Source organism: Proteus sp. G4380 (genome assembly GCF_963885725.1).
Classification (GTDB): Bacteria; Pseudomonadota; Gammaproteobacteria; order Enterobacterales; family Enterobacteriaceae; genus Proteus; species Proteus mirabilis.
On the sequence record NZ_CAWPAV010000029.1, the window covers coordinates 1 to 17,170 of the forward strand.

The window sequence follows — 17,170 nt, forward strand, 5'->3', positions numbered from 1 at the left end:
ACTTCAATACTCGTTGTTTCTACTCTTTCTTTTAATGCTTATGCAACATTAGAAAATACAGTGTCGATAGGGTATGCTAAATCTAAATTGAAAGTCGATGAAGATTTAATAAATGATAACCTTAAAGGTATTAACTTAAAATATAATCATGAAGTAGCTAATGATTGGGGCGTTATCAGTTCGTTTTCATATGCAAAAAATAAAAATGATGGTTATGATCATTGGGGATATGCAGGTACTTCAAAGATTAGCTACTATTCGTTAACGGCAGGTCCAAGTTACCGCCTTAACAATTATGTCAGTGCATATGGACTAATAGGTTTTGGCTATTTTCATGAAGACTTTCACTACTATGATGAAAGAGAAAAAGAAAATAAGATATCAATGGCTTATGGATTAGGTGTACAAGTAAACCCAATCACTAACTTAGCTATTGATGTTTCTTATGAATACTCCAAACTATATGATATTGATTTTACTACTTGGGTAGTGGGTATCGGTTATCGTTTTTAATCAAAGGTGTCACACACGATAGTCAATATATTTTCTAAGGTCGCTTTTGCGACCTTTTTAGTCTTTATATAAGCTACTTTTAAACAAATTAAAATTGATAAGTTCGCCAGTGTAGTTAAACAGACAAATTGTGTGGTTATTAAGAAGTTAAGATTTCCAAATAATATGGTACATGGGTTGCAGGGGATCACGACTAATTAATACACGACCAAAAATATCATCAATATCGGCGTTTTCATCCGGTGCAAGACCGATAATCACTTCACTAAACCGGGCTGATGAAACAGGTAAACCGACAATAAATTGCCAATCATTCCCTAATGTAACAACTTCAGCTGCACCTCGTTCTTCAAATTGTAAATTAAAAAGCAGCTGATCGGCTACATCAAGATTATCAGCGGCTTGCGCTAAAAAGAGATCATAGGCTTGTTCTAAAGCTTCTTCTTCACTGATTAAGGTTGGTTGGTTCATGGTCATGCCTATAAATTATGTCAATATTGTCGCGCTATTTATATCGATAGTTAGCTGTTTTCGCTAACTATTTTATTGTTGATATAATTACTGAGCTGATTGTATCACTCTTTCTAGAGAAGTGGGCTAAAGAAATAACAAAGGCGTTCTAACACCCGATTCATAAATGGACGTTTTTCCCATTCATCAAGAGTAAGTTGTGTTGAACGGGCAATATAATCATATTGTACGATGCTAAGATCACTAGCAAAACATTCATCATCAATCACAACAGTTATTTCAAAATTAAGCCATAAACTACGCATATCAAGGTTAACCGAGCCAACCATACTCAGTTGACCATCAACCATCACACTTTTTGTATGTAATAGGCCATCTTCAAATTGAAAAACTTTTACACCCGCCTCAAGTATTTCAGTAAAAAAGGCTCGACTTGCCCAACGTACCAGGAAAGAGTCATTACTTCGTGGCACAATAATACTGACATCAACACCACGCATAGCGGCGGTTGAAATGGCATGAGCCAGATCGTCACTTGGCACGAAGTAGGGGGTTGTCATGACTAATTCTTTTCTGGCTGAATAGATGGCCGTAATTAATGATTGTTGAATGAGTTCTTCAGGAAAGCCGGGGCCTGAGGCAATTACCTGTGTAGTATGTCCATTTGCTTGTTCAAATGGCATAATATTGTTATCTGGTGGCGGTGGTAAGTGGCGTTCACCGGTTTCCATTTCCCAGTCGAAAGCATAAATAATACCCAATGTCGTAGAAACAGGGCCTTCCATTCTGACCATAATATCAATCCACTGACCGACACCCGCATCTTGTTTAAAATAGCGTGGATCGACCATATTCATACTGCCGGTATAGGAAATGTAGTTATCAATTAATACTATTTTACGATGTTGACGTAAGTCCATACGACGCAAGAAGAAACGGAACAGATTGACTTGCAATGACTCGACAAATTCAATGCCGGCGGCTCGCATTCTTGCAGGACCATTGGTGCGAAAGAAACTACGGCTTCCTGCAGAATCCACCATAATGCGACATTTTACACCACGTTTAGCCGCTTGAATAAGGGCTTCAGTGACTTCCTCTACCAATCCTCCGGATTGCCAGATATAAAACACCATTTCAATATTATCGCGCGCATTATTAATATCACGCGTGATGGCATTTAATGAGTCTTCGCAAGTTGTTAGTAGCTGGATCTTATTACCTTTTACACCATTAATACCTTGGCGTTTAGCGGTTAACTGAAAGATGGGCTCCGCAACATCACTATAGTGTTTAGCGAAAATATGTTTACATTTTTTTAATTCTTCAAGCCAGGCAACTACGGAAGGCCACATCTGCCTAGCATGTTCGACACGGCGTTTACCAAGATGAAGTTCACCAAAGGCAAAATAGGCGATAACACCGACTAAAGGGAGGATATAAATAATCAGTAGCCATGTCATCGTTGAGGTGACAGGTCGTCGATGCATTAGGACACGAAATGTGACCCCTGCGATCAATAGCCAATAGAAGAAAAAAGTTAGCCAACTTAATACAGTATAAAATGTTGTCATAGTAAAGCTATTTTCCGTTGAAAAAGAATCGCATGAATAGGTCGGAGGCAATTTACTAACAATAGTTCATTATTTCTATTATTTGCCAAATGTTGTTATTAAATCAGGATTATTTTCTCTGTCAAATCTCTCTGGTAAGAGATAAACATCAAATAAGTCGCTAGATACTTATTTTGATACATTTTATTTTTGAGAGAAAGGTATAAAGCATAAATAAAAAATAAGGCAAATTATCAATCCCCCCTTGGATCATAAAATGAACGTCCTATAATACACCACTTATTTGAAAAAATAGGTATTGATTGCAATGAGACATAGCAGGAATGAAGTGGCACGTTGGCGAATGATGAGACAAGCGTTACGTCGCCGTCGCCGTTGGTTAGAGGGTCAATCACGCCGTAACTTACGTATTTACCAAATGCGTAAGCTTGATACTTCTAGAAAACATAGAGCGCTGTTGTTCGTGCAATACACCGAACTAAATTGATCTTTAGCTTTTTTAGTTGTTATAGCAATCATTTTGATAAACGTTATTGAATATGATTGCTATTTGCATTTAAACTAGAGGCATTATTTTTTGTTTAGGTGAAATAAGATCAGTTATGCGCTTTAAGCTTTGGGTATTTATATCACTGTGTTTGCATGCCTCGCTTGTTGCGGCTGCCATACTGTATGTTGTAGAAGATAAGCCAATTGCACCAGAACCTATCTCTATACAGATGCTAGCCTTTGCTGCAGATGAGCCAGTAGGAGAGCCTGAGCCTGTAGTTGAAGAGGTGACGCCTCCGGAGCCTGAGCCTGTTGTCGAGCCAGAACCTGAGCCAGAACCAGAACCGATCCCAGATGTAAAACCGGTGATTGAAAAACCGATAGAGAAGAAGCCCGAACCGAAACCAAAACCTAAGCCAAAACCGGTGGAAAAACCAAAGCCACCTGTCGAACGGCCACAGCAACAGCCATTGGCGCTGAACAAGGGAAATGAGATGAAAAATCTTAATCCCAACGCTACACCGAGTAATAAAGGTGAGGAAAAGCCTGTTGCGACAACTAGCCAAGGGGAAGGAAAAGTACCTAATGTGCTTCGCCAAGGGTTACCTATCTATCCTCCTCGTGCCAAGGCTGTGGGTATTGAGGGGTCAATAAAAGTACGCTTTGATATCGATGCCGATGGACGGGTAGATAATGTAGAAATTCTCTCTGCTAACCCCAAAAATGTCTTTGAACGCGAAGTGAGAAAAGCAATGCGTCAATGGCGTTATGAGAAAATCCCTTATAAAGGTAAAGTGGTTATCATTGATTTTAATATAGATGGTGTTTCTGCAAGTTAATAAGAAGCCATTGATTGATAAAGCTTCACATCACTCAATGATAAAAAAGGCACTTTTGATAAGTGCCTTTTTTGTTGGTTTTATTGAGCTTAAAAAGGTTATTCCATGGTACTTGCTAAGGTAAAATTGGTTTTACCTTCAGGTAGGCGACGAGCACTATTATTCTCATCGACTGCCACATAAGTAAACACGGCTTCAGTGGCACGATACCGTTGACCTACCGGCTCAGTCGCTACTTTTTTAACCCACACTTCAATATTAACAGTAATTGAAGAGTTACCGGTTTTTAAACAACGAGCATAGCAGCAAACGACGTCGCCAACGGCAACAGGTTTTAGAAAGGTAATGCCTGTTACACTTACAGTAACAACGCGACCTAAGGCAATTTCTTTCGCTAAAATGGCACCACCAATGTCCATTTGAGACATTATCCAGCCACCGAAAATATCACCATTGGCGTTAGTATCAGCTGGCATGGCAAGCGTACGTAATACTAGCTCACCATTAGGCAAAGATTGTTGTTCAGTCATGGGGAAATACTATCTATCAATGTTAAAACTAAGGAGACTCCCTTGAGGCAGTCTCCCGATAAAATAGAGGTCATTATTCAGATTTAGATGTTACATCTTTGTGTAATACTTTAGATGTTGATGTTGTTCCGTTATCTGATGTTTCAGATGTATGACTTTCTGTTGATTCCTCTTTCGTCTCTTCTTCGGGTAACCGGTTGTTCCAGATATACACAACACTAATCACAGTAAAGATTAAGGTTAATATTGTTAACCCAAAGACTTTAAAGTTTACCCAAGTTTCTTGAGATAAAGAAAATGCGACATAAAGATTACCCAGCGCACAAGCTAAAAAGAACAGTACCCAAGCGATATTGAGTTTTTTCCAATTAGTCGCTGGCATCGCTAATTCTTTACCTAGCATTCTTTCCATTAATGTTTTCGGCGTAAAGAGTTGCATCGCAATAAGCACTAGCGCAAAAATGGCGTAGATTGCGGTGACTTTCCATTTAATAAAGACATCTGAATGGAAAGCGATAGTCAATGTACCAAATATCGTTACAACGATTGCGGTGATCAGTGGTGCTTTTTCGACTTTATGGAAAATAAGCCATGTTAAACCGACTGAAATCCATGTTGCTACAATTAATGCGCCAGAAGCATAGAAAATATCTTGCCATTTATAAAAGATAAAAAACACTAATAGTGGAGCGAAATCAAGTAATTGCTTAAGCCAGCCGTTTTTCATAACCGATAGAAACCTATTGTCGTTAAATTTATAAACTAGGTTATTCTAATGCAAAGCGACATGAAAAGGGTAAACAATTGCATATCTTTAATAAGATCAGGCTTATTTATCACAATATGGCGGTTTTATATTAGATTAACTCATTGAATATAAGGTTTAATTTAATCTTGTGTCATTTAAAGATAAAGTATTGATTATGGTAGGAGATTAAAACATCACTCTAGTATATGATTCATTGAGCCATTATCTCTTCACGCGACTTTTTGATGAATGCGCGAAAAAGTAATTCAGATAAGAGGAAATCAATGAACGGAAAAAGAATAATAAAATGGATGCCTGGATTAGGCTTATTGTTTAATTATCAGCGTGAATATCTTGGATATGATATTAAAGCAGGGCTTTCTGTTGCTGCGGTTGCATTGCCTGTTGCTATCGCTTATACCGAATTACTCGGTATCAATGCCATTGTGGGATTATACGCCTGTATCTTACCCATGATCATGTATGCTTTATTTGGCACTTCACGCCAATTAATTACTGGCCCTGATGCTGCAACTTGTGCCGTGATAGCCGCAGTTGTCATCCCTCTTTCTGCGGGGGATGAAAATACCCGTTGGCAACTGGCCATTATAATGACTGCAATGACCGGTTTTTGGTGCATTCTTGCGAGTCATTTTCGCTTTGGCGCATTTACGGACTTTCTCTCTAGACCTATATTACAAGGTCTATTAAATGGCGTTGCCATCACTATCATGGTGGGGCAATTGAGTAAAGTATTTGGTTTTACCACCTCCCCAGAATATTTAATTGAAAAATTACTTGAAGTACCTTTTCGATTAAAAGAAGCACATTGGCCAACACTGTTGATGTCGGCGCTAACCTTAGCATTACTATTAGGTATTCGTCATTTTAGACAACGTTGGCCCGCTCCGTTAATTGCTATGGTGGTGATGACCTATTTGAGTTGGCAGTTTGATTTAGTCAATTATGGGATTGCTATTGTTGATAAAGAAGCAGACAACGGTGATCTCTTTTTACCCATCGTTTCAATGAGTGGCTTTCATCTTGGATCACTTCGTGAATTAATTGTTCCTTCTATTAACCTTGCGGTGATTAGTTTTGTTAGCTTTATGATGACGGCAAGAAGTTTTGCTAGCAAAAATGGTTATGATGTTGATGCCGACCAAGAATTAAAGGCATTAGGCATTGCTAATATCGCATCGGCACTTTCGCAAGGATTTGCAGTAAGTGCCGCCAGTAGCCGTACTGCGGTGAATGATTCTGTTGGCGGTAAAACACAATTGGTCTCTATTGTGGCAGCGTTAGTGATTTTAGTTGTGTTGCTTTTTATGACCGACTTTATTGCCTACATTCCGTTATCTTCTTTAGGCGTTGTGCTGATTGTTTCCTCTTGGTCATTGCTAAGTATTCGTCATATTTGGTCTTATCGTAAACGAAATCGACAAGCTTTTACCTTAGCAACGTTTACTTTATTAGCGGTGTTGTTAGCGGGATTGATTAACGGCATTGGTTTTGCTGTGTTACTTGGGTTATTGCAATTTTTACGTATTGTATTCCGCCCAAGTGATCAGTTATTAGGTGTTGATGAACAAGGAATGATCCACTCAATCAACCAAGGTAACGGCATTGAATCGATATCAGGATTGATGATGTATCGTTTTAATTCCCCCTTAACCTATTTCAATGTTGGCTATTTTAAAAAGCGGGTACTACAGCTAGTGGACAGTGCGCCACAACGTCCTGCATGGTTAGCGGTTGATGCTACCGTAAGTTTTACTTATGACGATGTGAGTGTTTTTGCTGTTATTGATGAGCTAATTAGAGAGCTTAGGATCAAAGGCGTTAAATTGGTATTGGCTGGGCGCAGAACAGAATTAAATCGTTGGATTGCACGTAACAAGATCACTATCAATGATGATGATTTAATTATTGCCCCCGATCTCTATTTTGTTATTCGTTTATATCAAAGTCGACAACAAATAAAAGAAAAACACAAACAGCAACAACAAGTGCCGTTTGCTGAAGATAACCAAGCCACTTTCATCAAGGATACGGAAACGAGGGGATAGAATGAATAACATGGGGTTTAGTGGCTGGATAGGTGTGTAAGGTTAATTGATTATTTTTAAATGATTATGTTAATAACAATGCCGTGCTAATCTATTAATCACATTAGCACGGCATTGTTTGCTGCGAGGGGGTTACTTGGTGATATATTTATTTTCAGTCAGCATAAACAGACGGAATAGATAAATAATCATCCATGCAGACGTAATATTCTTTAAAAAATAATATAAAAATTTGTGGATCATGTTAGGCAATTCACCCGTAATATTGCTTAAGAAGCCAATCCCAAATTGTAATAAAATCCAAATTCCTAAGGCAGGGATCAGCGCCCCTGATTCACCAAAGCCCATTTTCCAGCCTAGACGTATTGCGCTACCAATAGATTGTTGGCGTACCAGTACGACTGGCGCTAGTGCAAATCCCACTAATAAAATGATACCAGGGATAATCAACATAAAGCCTGCACTAATTAAAATAGAGCAGAGCAAAATTAGCAGAAACATCTTCGGTAAACGGGGTAAGCTGGCATTAAACGTTTGGTTCAATGTCACGTTATGACCGGCAGAAAGTGCCATTGCCAACATTAAAATCACTAAAACCAGAATACTTTGCTGAAAAAGCTCAAAAACATAGACCAGTAAGACCTTTTGAAATACCCCAATAACACTGTTATTCATCGCTTCTAATTCAGCGGGTGAGACATCAGCGAATCTGGTTTTTTGAAAATTAATAATAAAGTCATTAATTATTTGTGATTCTTGTGCATTAGGGCCAACCAATAGATATATGACAGCTAAAATGAGGGCCAAAACTGCAGATAGCGTGATAATGCTACGTTGTTCATTTTTATAAAAGTTAAGACTATCACGGTAGATTGTGCGTGCCGGGGTAGGCATGAAACTGCTCCTATACAAATAGACTAAGTCAATGGGACATATTGTACCTTTTAAGACAACAAAAAGGGATCATTTCTGTTATTTCTATAGCTATTGTTATTGAAAGGTTTTTTTCATTCGTTTGGTGAATGAAAATTAAATAATCAAATCAGATGAAACATTAAATTAACAATTAAATAACGATGTTGTCAAATATCATCTTTTAATGAGGTTCTTTTATTTAATGATTCTTAAAAACAATAAATTTAATTATAAGAAAATATTGTATTAATGCTAAATTTGATGTGGATCAATTATAAATAATCAGCATCATAAATAATAAAGAGAGGAATAACACTTTCTGCAAAAATAATTCCAAAGTTGTGATCGGCATTAGATCATAATTACTTATTAATGGGTATATTTTAGCGGAGATTTTACTTATTACAGGAATGGGTTAAATAATGAAAAAACTTTCTGCGCTTATTCTAGCGGCTGCAACACTTGCACCGTCTATTTCTTTTGCTCATCAAGCGGGTGATTTTTTATTCCGTGCGGGTACTGCAACAGTTCGTCCTAATGCAGGATCTGATAATGTATTAAATGTCGGTCACTTTGATGTAAATAATAACACTCAATTAGGTCTAACCTTTGGTTATATGGTAACTGATAATATTGGGGTTGAGTTATTAGCAGCAACACCTTTTGAGCATAAAGTTACGTTAACAGGTGTGGGTGAAATTGCTAAAGTTAAACATTTACCACCAACATTAATGGCACAGTATTACTTTGGTCATTCTGAAGATAAATTACGCCCTTATTTAGGTGCTGGTCTAAACTTTACGACCTTCTTTGATGAAAAATTCAATAACAATGAAACAGTGAATGCTCTAGGTCTGAATAGCCTAGACCTTAAAAATTCCTGGGGCTTTGCAGCACAAGCAGGTTTAGACTATAACCTTGATAAAAACTGGATGCTGAATGCCTCTGTTTGGTGGATGAATATCGAAACTGATGTTAAGTTCAAAGGGGATAATATCCCTGATCAAAAAATTAATACACGCATAGACCCATTTGTGTTTATGTTCGGTGTTGGTTATCGTTTCTAATTATTCTTGCAATAACAGAATATGTTATTAAGTATCAGCGGGGCAGTGGCTCCGCTTTTTTTTATCTGTGTTAATCATAATTGCTTATCTACAGTGATCGTGTTTAGACTAAAAAATTTTATTACCTCTATTATGTGTATTAAGGCTTAGCTGATTATAACTAAAATAATAGAGGTATATTTTAATGGTGTATTAAAAATGCATCTTTATATTTTTTATTAGTTAAAAAAATAATCACTATTCTCGATGAGCATTTAATTGGCTCGCATAAATGGGAATGTATAGATGTATTTTATTTGCATGTTTTATCTGCCCATGATATTGCCTAATAATAATTAAAAAATAGCGCCTAAATCGGCCAAAAATATTATTACTGATATTGAATAGTACTATTAAGAAAATGATGGTCGCATCAAATTTAAGTGAAAGTCACCAGTGTGGTGAAAATAACATCGAAAAAAGATAAGTATAACTTTAGTTTTAACGGTTTTTTTTGGGGTATTTTACCCGTAAAAAAGAAACGGCTAATTTTAGTAAAACAGAGAATTTGTCAAAAATTGATCTTCATACCAAAGAGTGTGGATTGCTTTAGATGAGACAAGAAAAAAACCACCGAAGTGGCTTTTTTCTTACTGACTTATAAAAAATAGCTTAACGGATAACCATTGAGTTAATGACACCTTTAACGCCAGTGACTTTACGTGCGGTTTCTATGGCGCGATTTGCATCAGCCTGTGAAGAGACAAAACCACTTAACTGAACTTTACCTTTAAATGTCTCAACGCTAATTTGTGTTGAGTTTAGGTTTTTCTCACCAATTAAAGCTGTTTTTACTTTAGTGGTGATCACCGAGTCATCAAAATATCCCCCAGTGCCTTCTGATGTTGCCGTTGGAGAGCATGCAGATAAAGTCATGGCCATAAGTAATGCCGCTAATACGGTAGAAATTTTTGCCCATAGTTTCATTATCAAACTCCTTATAATGACATTATTGATTGAGTACTACTGAATAGAAAACCTAAAGCTGTATACCCTATATAAAGTATGTGCAAGAAATGACAGATTGCCAACTGACTGAGCAAAAATAGTTTTATGCTTGTTTAGGCGAATCAAGCATTACTCGCGCTATGAATAGAGGCTGATGGGGAAGTGATGGTCGATTGTTAATGATTAAATTAGGAAAAATCTGCTTAGGAAAAAGTTTTCTCTAAGCAGACGGCGATAATAATTTTAGACTTAAACGCTTATTGTTGCGGCTTTCATTTGTTGCACAAACTGCGTCAACATTTTTAACATCACATCAGGTTGATGTAGGTTATTTTCAATAATTTGTACAACGGCTGATCCTGAGATAGCGCCAAATGCACCATTACTAATGGCCTGTGAAACTTGTTGTGGCTCAGAAATACCAAAACCTTGTAATGCAGGTGGTGCATTATAAGCTTTAAGTTTACTGGTTAAATGAGTGAGTGACTGTTCTGCTCGTTTATCTGTCCCCGTAACACCGGCTCTTGATAATAGATAAGTATATCCCTCTGCGCTGGTGGCTAACTCTTGTAATAACTCATCATCTGCATTGGGCGGGCAAATAAAAATCGGGGCAATATTCGCGCTTAATGCCGCTTCTCGAAATTGTTTTGCTTCACGCAAGGGAACATCACCAATCAGTACTGAATCAACACCCGCTTGTTGGCATTTATGGTAAAAATTATCAACGCCATTGCTAAAAACAAGATTTGCATACACCAATAGTCCAATCGGAATAGTGGGGTGTTTTTGGCGGATCTGGCTTAATAACTCAAAACATAGGGTTGGGGTGACATTAGCATTTAATGCCCGTAAGTTTGCCCCTTGAATAGTAGGGCCATCAGCCAGTGGATCAGAAAATGGAATGCCTATCTCTAACGCATCTGCACCCCCTTCAATTAATGCGTCAATAATTTTTAACGACAGTTCAGCATCGGGATCACCTAAAGTGACAAAGGGAACAAACGCGCCTTGTTGTTTTTGTGCTAATGCTTCAAAGCATAATTGATAACGGCTCATTAAATTTCTCCTCGTGCAGCTAAAATATCGTTAACAGTAAAAATATCTTTGTCACCTCGTCCGGATAAATTGACAATTAAGAGTTGTTCTTTATCTGGATTTTGGGCAATCAGTTTCAACGCATAAGCCAGAGCATGTGACGATTCTAATGCGGGGATGATCCCTTCACGGCGTGATAGCGTTTTAAAAGCCTCAATGGCTTCATCATCTGTTACAGAAACATAATCGGCACGGCCAATGCTGTTTAAATGCGCATGTTGAGGGCCTACGGATGGGAAATCTAATCCTGCAGAAATAGAATAGGACTCTTCAATTTGGCCTTCTTCGGTTTGCATAATCGGTGATTTCATACCGAAATAAATGCCTAACTTGCCATGTTTTAATGGTGCTCCGTGCTCTCCTGTTTCGATCCCTTTTCCTGCCGGCTCAACACCAATTAATTGTACTGAGGTTTCTGGTATAAATGAGGCGAATAAGCCAATGGCGTTAGAGCCACCGCCAATACAGGCGATAACGGCATCAGGGAGACGACCTTCACGGGCTAAAATTTGCGCCTTAGCTTCATCCCCAATCATGCGCTGGAATTCGCGAACAATAGTGGGATAAGGATGCGGGCCTGCTGCAGTGCCTAATAAGTAGTGAGCACGCTCGTAGCAACCAGACCAGTCACGTAACGCTTCATTACACGCATCTTTTAATGTTGATGAACCACTATGTACCGGAATAACTTCGGCACCCATTAAACGCATACGAAATACATTGGGTGATTGACGTTCAACATCTTTTGCCCCCATATAAATACGGCACTTCATATTTAACAGGGCACAAGCTAACGCAGTGGCAACACCATGTTGCCCAGCGCCCGTTTCTGCAATAATTTCTGTTTTTCCCATCCGTTTTGCTAGCAGTGCTTGGCCTAATACTTGGTTTGTTTTATGAGCACCGCCATGCAATAAATCTTCACGTTTTAGATATAAACGGGTACGAGTACCTTGGGTCAAATTGCGACAGAGTGTCAGTGCCGTTGGTCTACCTGCATAATTTTTGAGTAGATCTTGAAACTCTTGCTGAAATGACGGATCGTTTTGTGCGTCAATAAAGGCTTGTTCAAGTTGATCTAATGCAGGGATCAATATTTCTGGTACATATTGACCACCAAACTCACCAAAGTAGGGATTAAGTTTTCTCATTGTGATGTTTTCCTTGTCAGAAATTTTGTGAAAATTTGCTTTGTTGTAATTGTGTAAAGACTTGCGATAGACGTTGTGGATCTTTGATACCTGCTGAAGATTCCACCCCTGAATTAAAATCAAGTCCTAAGCAACCGGTGTTTAGAGCATCTAAACAGTTATCACTGTTTAGGCCACCTGCAAGTAATGCTTTATGGCGTAAAGTAGGCGGAATAGTTTGCCAATCAAAGGTGTTGCCTGTGCCACCCGTACCATTATCTAATACATATTTGTTAACTTGCGCAATGTGCTGAATATCATGGTGATAAGCCATATTAAGCGCTTGCCAAATTTCACATTGTGGGGCGATTTTTTCCCTTAGTTGGGCTATAAATTGTGCATCTTCAGCGCCATGTAACTGAACCGCAGATAAATTAAGTTGTTTAGCATAGTCACAAATAAGCTCAATAGATTGGTTTTGAAAAACGCCCACAAAAGCTAATGGCGCTTGTGTTATCAATAATTGCGCTTGTGACAGCGTCACTCTTCGTGGTGATTTCTCAGCAAAAATTAATCCTCCATAATAGGCACCCGCTTGATAGGCCGCTTTAACATCTTGTGTACGGGTTAAGCCGCACACTTTATGCTTTCCCAAAATAAGTGCTCTTACCGCTTGGGCAATATTCTCTTGTGACATCAAGGCACTGCCCACTAAAAAGCCATTAGCATATTGACTTAGTGTTTTAACTTGTTGATGGGTATGAATTCCAGATTCGCTGATAACAATAGCCTCTTGCGGTAAACCTTGGCTAAGTTGTTTGGTACGGGATACATCAATAGAGAGATCACGTAAATTACGATTATTAATCCCGATCACTTTTGCTTTAAGCTCAATGGCTCGCTGACGCTCTTCTTCGGTGCTCACTTCTGTTAATACTCCCATGTTTAATTGGTGAGCAACGGCACTAAGCGCACGGTACTGTTCATCATTAAGAACAGAAAGCATTAATAAAATGGCATCAGCTTGGTAAAAACGAGCTAAATAAATTTGGTATTCATCGATAATAAAATCTTTACATAAAACAGGTTGATGAACGGCATCACTGACTTGACGTAAATAATCAAAACTGCCTTGAAAATATTTTTCATCAGTCAGTACCGAAATAGCGGCTGCATAGGGTTGATAAATTTCCGCAATGGCAACGGGATCAAAATTAGAGCGAATAATCCCTTTTGAGGGCGATGCTTTTTTACACTCTAAAATAAACACTGGGTGTGATTGTGTTAATGCTTGATAAAATGAGCGTGTCGATGGCGCAATCTTATCTATAAAGGTTGATAAAGGTTGCTGTGTTTTACGTGCAACTAAATATTCGGCTTTATCTTTAACAATGGCATTTAATACAGTCATTATTTTTATCCTCTTGCGGCTAGCGCATTAACTCGATTAATGGTTTTACCACTATAGATTGCGTGCATAGCAACTTCGGTATTGGCTTTCAAATCTTCTTGTCCGTGTAAACGCATTAATAAGGCGACATTGGCAGCGACGGATTCAGTGTGTGCGCGTTTACCTTGTCCTTGCAGTAAATTAGCCAATAATTGGCGATTAACCTCAGGTGTACCGCCTTCAAGATCACTTATCGCACAAGGACGTAGACCAAAATCACTTGGGGTTAATTGATAACGAGTGATTTCCCCATTGTGTAATTCAGCCACTTGTGTGGGAGCATGTAATGACACTTCATCCATTCCACCACTATGGACCACTGCCGCACGTTTGTAGCCCAAGACATTTAAGGTATCTGCAATAGGCATTAATAATTCAGGACTATAAACACCAATTAATGCTAAAGGCGGACGCGCTGGATTAATTAATGGGCCTAACACATTAAAGAGCGTGCGTGTTCTTAGCTGTTGGCGCACAGGGGCGGCAAAGCGAAAACCACTGTGATAAAGCGGCGCAAATAAAAAGCATAGTCCAATTTCATCTAACAATTGGCGGGCATCGTTGGCACTTTTATCTAGCGGAATACCAAATGCCGCTAATAAATCTGATGATCCTGAGCGACTAGACACGCTACGATTACCATGTTTAGCCACTTTTAGACCAATTTCTGCCGCGACAAACGCACTGGCTGTTGAAATATTGATGCTATTGGCTCCATCGCCGCCAGTACCCACAATATCGCAAAACAGATAATCTGGGCGTGGAAAAGGAGAGGCATTATCCAATAGGGCACGAGCCGCTCCGGCAATCTCTTGAGGGTGCTCACCACGCATTTTCATACTAATCAATACGGCTGCTAACTGTGATTCTGTTAATTCACCACGAATAATCGCACTAAACAGTGTTTGGCTCTCTTCTAAGCTTAATTGTTGTCCTGCAAATAATTTATTGAAGATAGTATCCATATTATGCGTCTCCTCTTGGTGCTTGTGCCCATGTAATGGTTTGTTGTAAAAGTTGTGCGCCTTTAGTGGTTAAAATTGATTCTGGATGAAACTGAAAACCACAAGTTCGATGTTGGCGATGGCGCACGGCCATCACGGTGTTATCACACCACGCATTGACGATAAGTTGCTCAGGCACAACTTCGCCAGAGAGTGAATGATAACGAGCGACGGGCAGAGGATTTGGCAGATGTTCAAACATCGCCTGCCCATCATGGGTGGCGAGCGTAGCTTTACCGTGTAAAATTTCCCCACAAGAAGAGACTTTACCGCCATAAGCTTCAATAATGGCTTGATGCCCTAAACAGATACCAATAATAGGCAATTTACCTAACATGCGATTAAGTAGCTCAGGCATACAACCCGCTTGTGATGGTGTACCAGGGCCGGGAGACAACATAAGAATAGGGTTATCTAACAGGTTTAATTGTTTTTCGATAAAAGAAGCACTGACATCATTGCGATAGATGATCACTTGATGATGTTGACTGCGTAAAAGGTCGACTAAGTTATAAGTAAAAGAGTCGATATTATCGAGTAGTAAGAGCGTCGCCATTAGCAAGCCTCCTGCATGTGAGTTTCAGCATGCGCCTGTAAAATGGCATTGATAACCGCTTGTGATTTATTGCGAGTTTCTTCCGCCTCCATTTTGGGATCAGAATCGAGCACAATACCAGCGCCCACTTGAATAGTTGCAATATCTTTTTCTACATAAGCAGAACGAATAACTATGCAAGTATCAAAATCACCGTTACCAGTAAAGTAGCCAATTGCACCGCCATAACTGCCTCGTTTGGTTTTTTCATATTGTGCAATCAGTTGCATAGCACTGACCTTCGGTGCTCCTGAGAGTGTCCCCATATTCATACAGGCTTGATAGGCATGAAAAATATCTAAGTCATGACGTAATGTTCCTACTACTCTTGATACTAAGTGCATAACAAAAGCGTAGCGATCCACTTTGGTTAATTCAGCGACATAACGGCTTCCAGCTTGGCAGATACGCGCTAAATCGTTGCGTGCTAAATCAACCAACATAAGGTGTTCTGATAACTCTTTGGTATCTGTGCGCATTTCAAGCTCAATGCGGCTATCTAAATCAGCATTGATTGAGCCGTCGGCATTGCGACCTCTTGGGCGTGTACCTGCGATAGGATAAATTTCAATTTGGCGATCACTTGCTTGATATTTCAACGCACTTTCAGGTGACGCACCAAAAACGGTAAATAACGCATCTTGCATATAAAACAAATAGGGACTGGGGTTTTTTTGTTTCAAAACTTGATAGGCAGCCAGTGGTGAAGGGCAGTTAATTTGAAAACGACGTGATGGAACAACTTGGAAAATATCGCCACGACGAATATAGGTTTTCATCGCTTCAACAATAGCACCATACTCTTCGTCATTCATATTGCTACTTACAACCGCTTGCTGAGGTGTTAATGGTTGACGTTGTGGTTGTTTTAAAGGTTGCTGTGCGAGTGCAACTAATTGTGCCTGACGGTTATCAAGACGCTGACACTCTTGTGGATTATCCGTAAAGGCAACGGAAATTAATTGGCTATGATGATGTTGATGGTCGATCACAATTAACTGTTCAGCTAAATAAAAACAGTAGTCAGGGCAAGAAAAAACCGCTTCTAAATCAGGTAAGGATTCAAATCCGTTCACTAAATCATAGGCAAATAACCCTCCCACAAAAATAGCATTGGCTTCTTTTGCAGCGCTATTTGCTAGGAAAAAACGTAAAACATCAAATACGCTAGCCGCTTTTAACTTGCTCTCTTCATCTTGAGGGAAAGATGATGATGCAAAAGTAAATACACATTGTTCCGCTCGCTCTACGGAGAGTGTGCTTTTTTCTTTTAGTGCGTTTTTTAATAACGCTAAGATATGTTGGCCGTTGAGACTTAACGCATCGACAGTCACTTGATTTTTGTTTGCACTAATACGTAATGCACTATCAACGATTAACAAACTTTTTAAATTGGCTTTGGTATCAATTTGTGCGGATTCTAACAATAAGGTGTGATGACGATGTTCACACAACGTATTGAAAAGTAACGCCGGCTCGCTGTGATAAGGCAATGCCGTTACCTTAGTTGTTAATGGGAATGCAAGTGAAGTGTTCATTATTATCGCTCTATTTTCTTTTTTCTGGTGCTGATAAGCACAAAATTGGCATATAAAAAAACCCGCGGTAGGCGGGTTTTAGATATCACTGATGCTAAGCAGGAGATCAAACCGCCCATAAAAGAGTTTTGCGCCACCACAGAGCAATAAGAC

At 39.0% G+C, this 17,170-nt stretch carries 15 protein-coding genes and 1 pseudogene; 5 read left to right on the forward strand and 11 right to left on the reverse strand.

The features are described from left to right. The coding region (locus AACU98_RS01650; protein ID WP_161735404.1) for an Ail/Lom family outer membrane beta-barrel protein at positions 1-513 on the forward strand (513 nt) is incomplete at its 5' end. A gap of 147 nt (positions 514-660) precedes the next feature. Here the strand turns inward: AACU98_RS01650 and AACU98_RS01655 are convergent. After that, positions 661-990: an HI1450 family dsDNA-mimic protein gene (locus tag AACU98_RS01655; protein ID WP_012367973.1), complete on the reverse strand. Its 330-nt coding sequence runs from the start codon at positions 988-990 to the stop codon at positions 661-663. A 107-nt stretch (positions 991-1,097) separates the two neighbouring features. Next, on the reverse strand, positions 1,098-2,558 hold the full coding sequence (gene cls / locus AACU98_RS01660) for a cardiolipin synthase (RefSeq protein WP_004248139.1): 1,461 nt from the start codon (positions 2,556-2,558) through the stop codon (positions 1,098-1,100). Between the two features lie 307 nt (positions 2,559-2,865). Between cls and AACU98_RS01665 the strand changes: the two genes are divergently transcribed. Both AACU98_RS01665 and tonB read left to right on the forward strand, forming a co-directional pair. Continuing rightward, a complete protein-coding gene (locus AACU98_RS01665; RefSeq protein WP_004248137.1) occupies positions 2,866-3,045 on the forward strand; it encodes a YciY family protein in 180 nt (59 codons plus the stop codon). A 115-nt stretch (positions 3,046-3,160) separates the two neighbouring features. After that, positions 3,161-3,886: a TonB system transport protein TonB gene (gene tonB, locus AACU98_RS01670; RefSeq protein ID WP_012367972.1), complete on the forward strand. Its 726-nt coding sequence runs from the start codon at positions 3,161-3,163 to the stop codon at positions 3,884-3,886. 98 nt (positions 3,887-3,984) lie between these two features. Here tonB and yciA read toward each other — a convergent pair whose 3' ends face one another. Continuing rightward, positions 3,985-4,416: an acyl-CoA thioester hydrolase YciA gene (gene yciA / locus AACU98_RS01675; protein WP_004243075.1), complete on the reverse strand. Its 432-nt coding sequence runs from the start codon at positions 4,414-4,416 to the stop codon at positions 3,985-3,987. Positions 4,417-4,489: 73 nt separating this feature from the next. Then, positions 4,490-5,143, reverse strand: coding sequence for a septation protein A (locus tag AACU98_RS01680; RefSeq protein WP_004243074.1), 654 nt, complete (start codon positions 5,141-5,143; stop codon positions 4,490-4,492). A gap of 305 nt (positions 5,144-5,448) precedes the next feature. On the opposite strand from AACU98_RS01680, the gene AACU98_RS01685 reads away from it, so the two are divergent. Next, positions 5,449-7,233, forward strand: a complete 1,785-nt coding sequence (locus AACU98_RS01685) for a SulP family inorganic anion transporter (RefSeq protein ID WP_004248134.1) — start codon at positions 5,449-5,451, stop codon at positions 7,231-7,233. Positions 7,234-7,365: 132 nt separating this feature from the next. Here the strand turns inward: AACU98_RS01685 and AACU98_RS01690 are convergent, their stop codons facing one another. After that, a complete protein-coding gene (locus tag AACU98_RS01690) occupies positions 7,366-8,127 on the reverse strand; it encodes a YciC family protein (protein ID WP_004243072.1) in 762 nt (253 codons plus the stop codon). Positions 8,128-8,570: 443 nt separating this feature from the next. Here AACU98_RS01690 and ompW point away from each other — a divergent pair, with 443 nt between their 5' ends. Next, positions 8,571-9,215: an outer membrane protein OmpW gene (gene ompW / locus AACU98_RS01695; RefSeq protein ID WP_049196279.1), complete on the forward strand. Its 645-nt coding sequence runs from the start codon at positions 8,571-8,573 to the stop codon at positions 9,213-9,215. 651 nt (positions 9,216-9,866) lie between these two features. Here the strand turns inward: ompW and AACU98_RS01700 are convergent. The 6 genes and pseudogenes from AACU98_RS01700 to AACU98_RS01725 form a co-directional block, all read right to left on the reverse strand. Further along, positions 9,867-10,181, reverse strand: coding sequence for a BON domain-containing protein (locus tag AACU98_RS01700; protein ID WP_004243069.1), 315 nt, complete (start codon positions 10,179-10,181; stop codon positions 9,867-9,869). Between the two features lie 270 nt (positions 10,182-10,451). Further along, positions 10,452-11,261: a tryptophan synthase subunit alpha gene (gene trpA / locus AACU98_RS01705; protein WP_004243068.1), complete on the reverse strand. Its 810-nt coding sequence runs from the start codon at positions 11,259-11,261 to the stop codon at positions 10,452-10,454. Then, positions 11,261-12,451 (reverse strand): tryptophan synthase subunit beta, encoded by a 1,191-nt coding sequence (gene trpB / locus AACU98_RS01710; protein WP_004243066.1) that lies wholly within the window; start codon positions 12,449-12,451, stop codon positions 11,261-11,263. The genes trpA and trpB overlap by 1 nt, the downstream gene beginning before the upstream one ends. Before the next feature lie 16 nt (positions 12,452-12,467). Further along, the gene (gene trpCF, locus AACU98_RS01715; protein WP_161735406.1) at positions 12,468-13,841 is read right to left on the reverse strand and encodes a bifunctional indole-3-glycerol-phosphate synthase TrpC/phosphoribosylanthranilate isomerase TrpF; all 1,374 of its coding nucleotides are present in this window, start codon (positions 13,839-13,841) and stop codon (positions 12,468-12,470) included. A 5-nt stretch (positions 13,842-13,846) separates the two neighbouring features. Next, positions 13,847-15,440: pseudogene (gene trpD / locus AACU98_RS01720) on the reverse strand (bifunctional anthranilate synthase glutamate amidotransferase component TrpG/anthranilate phosphoribosyltransferase TrpD). Continuing rightward, positions 15,440-17,017, reverse strand: coding sequence for an anthranilate synthase component 1 (locus AACU98_RS01725; RefSeq protein WP_036894970.1), 1,578 nt, complete (start codon positions 17,015-17,017; stop codon positions 15,440-15,442). The pseudogene trpD and the gene AACU98_RS01725 overlap by 1 nt, the downstream one beginning before the upstream one ends. Between the last annotated feature and the right edge of the window lie 153 nt (positions 17,018-17,170).

Bases quoted from the DNA above. Each gene is read 5' to 3' on its own strand.
- AACU98_RS01655 (WP_012367973.1), bottom strand. From the start codon at position 990: ATGACCATGAACCAACCAACCTTAATCAGTGAAGAAGAAGCTTTAGAA.
- cls (WP_004248139.1), bottom strand. From the start codon at position 2,558: ATGACAACATTTTATACTGTATTAAGTTGGCTAACTTTTTTCTTCTAT.
- AACU98_RS01665 (WP_004248137.1), top strand. From the start codon at position 2,866: ATGAGACATAGCAGGAATGAAGTGGCACGTTGGCGAATGATGAGACAA.
- tonB (WP_012367972.1), top strand. From the start codon at position 3,161: ATGCGCTTTAAGCTTTGGGTATTTATATCACTGTGTTTGCATGCCTCG.
- yciA (WP_004243075.1), bottom strand. From the start codon at position 4,416: ATGACTGAACAACAATCTTTGCCTAATGGTGAGCTAGTATTACGTACG.
- AACU98_RS01680 (WP_004243074.1), bottom strand. From the start codon at position 5,143: ATGAAAAACGGCTGGCTTAAGCAATTACTTGATTTCGCTCCACTATTA.
- AACU98_RS01685 (WP_004248134.1), top strand. From the start codon at position 5,449: ATGAACGGAAAAAGAATAATAAAATGGATGCCTGGATTAGGCTTATTG.
- AACU98_RS01690 (WP_004243072.1), bottom strand. From the start codon at position 8,127: ATGCCTACCCCGGCACGCACAATCTACCGTGATAGTCTTAACTTTTAT.
- ompW (WP_049196279.1), top strand. From the start codon at position 8,571: ATGAAAAAACTTTCTGCGCTTATTCTAGCGGCTGCAACACTTGCACCG.
- AACU98_RS01700 (WP_004243069.1), bottom strand. From the start codon at position 10,181: ATGAAACTATGGGCAAAAATTTCTACCGTATTAGCGGCATTACTTATG.
- trpA (WP_004243068.1), bottom strand. From the start codon at position 11,261: ATGAGCCGTTATCAATTATGCTTTGAAGCATTAGCACAAAAACAACAA.
- trpB (WP_004243066.1), bottom strand. From the start codon at position 12,451: ATGAGAAAACTTAATCCCTACTTTGGTGAGTTTGGTGGTCAATATGTA.
- trpCF (WP_161735406.1), bottom strand. From the start codon at position 13,841: ATGACTGTATTAAATGCCATTGTTAAAGATAAAGCCGAATATTTAGTT.
- AACU98_RS01725 (WP_036894970.1), bottom strand. From the start codon at position 17,017: ATGAACACTTCACTTGCATTCCCATTAACAACTAAGGTAACGGCATTG.